2 protein-coding genes and 1 pseudogene are annotated in these 3,082 nt (G+C 70.4%); 1 reads left to right on the top strand and 2 read right to left on the bottom strand.

Features of this window, described 5'->3' with window-relative positions; genetic code table 11:
• Positions 1-617 (top strand): hypothetical protein (locus AOK15_RS38145; RefSeq protein WP_107099612.1); only part of this gene is annotated, 617 nt, incomplete at its 5' end.
• Between the two features lie 129 nt (positions 618-746).
• On the opposite strand, the gene AOK15_RS38140 is transcribed toward AOK15_RS38145, so the two are convergent.
• Positions 747-2,120 carry a M14 family metallopeptidase gene (locus AOK15_RS38140; protein ID WP_055523409.1) on the bottom strand — a complete coding sequence of 458 codons (1,374 nt, stop codon included), beginning with the start codon at positions 2,118-2,120 and terminating at the stop codon, positions 747-749.
• Positions 2,121-2,566: 446 nt separating this feature from the next.
• Positions 2,567-3,082, bottom strand: a pseudogene (locus AOK15_RS38135) (hypothetical protein); the annotation flags it as partial.

The raw sequence follows: 3,082 nt of genomic DNA, 5'->3' as shown, positions 1-3,082 counted from the left end.
TCACGGCACCCGTGTCCGTGACGAAGGAGAAGCAGGAGGAGCCGGAGGACATCAAGCCGACGGAATCCGCCGAGCAGGCGGAGACCGTGGAAGCGGACGAGGCTGTCGCCGCCGAGCCGGACGCCGAACTCGACAGCGAACTCGACAGCGAGGCCGACGACGAGCCTGACGCGAAGGCCGACAGCGACCCCGACGCGAAGGCCGACGGCGAGGCCGTCGAGGAAGCGGAGGCCGTCGAGGGCCCCGTCTTCGAGGCCGCCGACCGCCGCGCGAAGATCGTCGCCGACCACAGGGGCGTACGGCTCCACCTGGACGACCAGGCGTGCGAGTTCCGCTGGGACGAGATCGGCGCGATCGAGACGGAGTCCCCCCGCTTCGGGAAGCGGTTCACCATCACGGTCCACACCCCGGACCGCCGCTGGTACCCCATCGAGATCGAGGCGAAGGCCAAGTCCGAGCACGCCGCGTGGGAGACCCGGATCGACGAGGTCCTGGACGCGTACTTCGAGGACGGCGACAGCGACGAGAACGACTCGGCCGAGTCCGCGACGGCGGACGCCCCGGCCGAGCCCGAGGACACCGCGAAGCCGGACGCCGACGAGAGCACCGACAAGTAGGCCCCCGAGACAGGTAGGGCGCCCGCGAGGAGTAGGCGCCCGCGACGAGCAGAGGCACGGGGAACTGCGCGACCGGCCACAGTGGGCCGCAGCGGCCCGCAGTTCCCCACGCTCACTACGGACCCGGCGCTAGCAGTACTGCGCCTCCTTGCCGATGGACCGGTACATGCAGTCCGAGTTCTCCAGCAGTTGCAGCACGGCGTCCCGGTTGCGTGCCGTCTCCCGGGCGATCACCTCGTCGGGCGGGTAGAAGCCGCCCCCGCCGGCGGACGACGGGTACATCTCGAAGGTGTAGCTGAAGATCTTCTGGTTGCCCCACAGCCAGTCGTCGATCGACCCGTCGGTGATGTACAGGTCACTGGACTGCTCGGGCGTGTACCCGTTGCTCGCGGCCATCTTCCCGCCGACCGTCGCGAAGGCGTTGCGGTCGTCGGCGGTCATCCCGGTCGTCGTGTTCGCGGTCGTGTACCCGAAGGGCCACAGCACCAGCTCGCTGTACGTGTGGAAGTCGATGGCGGACTTGATCTGCTGCGCCCCGCCGACGACACGGCTGCGGACGAAGTTCGCGACGACCTTCACCTCGGGCGCGGACTCGGCGGACGGACCCCGGTACGTCTCGGAGGACGTCGATCCGGACGAGCCGCCGCAGCAGCCCCAGCGGTAGTTCCAGTTGCGGTTGAGGTCGGTGCCGACGGCCGACGAACCGCTGTTGGGCTGGCGGTTCTTGCGCCACGAGCGGTACGAGCCGGTGGCCACGTCGTACTCGCCGCCGTCCGGGTTGAGGTCCGGGATGATCCAGATCTCGCGGTTGTTCACCATGTTGGTGACGCGGGAGTCGGTGCCGTAGTCGGAGGTCAGTTCGTTCAGGAGGTAGAGCGCCATCTCGACGGTGAGGTGCTCGCGGGCGTGCTGGTGGTGGGTGAACAGCACCTCGGGCTCGGCCTCGTCGGTGCCGACGTTGTCGCTGATCTTGATGGCGACGATGTTCCGGCCCTGGTACGAGGTGCCGATGACCCGCTGGCTGACGATGGAGCTGTTGGCCGCGACGACGGAGTTGATCTCGTTCGTCATCTCAGCGTAGTTGTGGTAGCGGGAGTCGGCGGACGGGAAGTCGAAGAGACGTACGTCGTCCTCGCCCTTCGACCGGTCCGGCACGGCGCCGAGCGGGGTGACCTCGTAGCCCTGCTGCTTCAGCTTCTTGATCTGGTCCGCGCGGCCGGAGACGAAGACCGAGTGGTCGTCGGCGTCGTCCACCGAGACGCCGGCCTTCTGGAGTGCCGTGCGGGACTCGATGTCCGAGTGCATGTGGACCTCGTACTGGCGGATGTCGTCCGCCGAGGCCTTCGGGCGTTCGGCGCTGGTCGCCGTCGCGTCCGTGGTGGTCGCGGCGACCGGCGCCGCGAGGGCCATCGCCAGCAGGCCGACGAGGGCGGCGGTGCGGCGGCCCGATCTCCTGCCCGTGTCGTCGGGCACCGCTGATCTGCCGCGAATGCGGAGTCGCATGAGTCTCCTACTTTCTCCAGGAATTCCGGGGTCTCCGGAGCGGGGAGTGGAGCGGGGGGTGGATCCGTGCGACGTGCCTCCGGCCCGCCGATGACCGTGGGGTGATCGACAGGCCCTGGTGCGGGTGTGGCGCTCATGGTGCGGCTCTGGCATGACCAGGTCAAGAGTGGCCGGTGTGTGTGCCAGGTCGGCGTGGCCGGAAGGGGCCGCAAAATGGCCAGGGCTGAGGCACGAAACGGTCAGGTCGAGGGCGCCGGGCTCGCGCGCCGGTCTCGCGGCGCTGCTCCCGCGCCCCTGAAAGTCGCGCAGTGTACGCGTACGGAAGCGCGACTCGGCCTCCACCGCGCGAGAGTGCACCCGCAGGGGTGAACTACGGGTGTGATGCCGTGCGAACGCGGCGACAGTGGGAAGCCGCGCACAAGGAGCCCCACACTCCGGCAACTGCCTCAACTCACTCCAGAGGACTGGCTGATCATGAGCGGATCAGCGCCACGCCGGGAACGGAACAAGCTGAGCACGCCGGACACGCCGGGCGCGCTCGACACACCGAGCGCGCAGGGACCCACACGCGCGCCGACGGCACCGCGCACCACGTCGACGCCCCCGGGCGCGCCGCGCAGACCGAGCACGCCGCGAACGGCGAGCACGCCAGGAACCGCGAGCACGCCACGAACGGCGAGCACCTCGCGTACACCGGGCGCGTCCCGTACGGCGGCTGTCCCGAGCACACCGATCACCCGCCGCCCACCGACCGCCTCGTCGGCCCCGCCCGCCCCGTCGGCGCCGACCTCACCGAACGCGCCGCGCACACCGCTTGTACCCACCACACCGGGCGCCCCCCGCGCGCTGAGAGCACCAAGCGCGTCCAGCGCCTCCGGGGCCTCCGGCGCCTCCGGGGGGCCCAGGACCTCCGGTGTGTCCGCGGCGCCCACCGAGGCCCGCGCGCCCAGCCCCCCGCGTAC

The organism is Streptomyces ossamyceticus (assembly GCF_001418475.1).
In the GTDB taxonomy this organism is placed as follows: domain Bacteria; phylum Actinomycetota; class Actinomycetes; order Streptomycetales; family Streptomycetaceae; genus Streptomyces; species Streptomyces ossamyceticus.
This window is presented reverse-complemented; position numbering and strand designations above follow the sequence as displayed.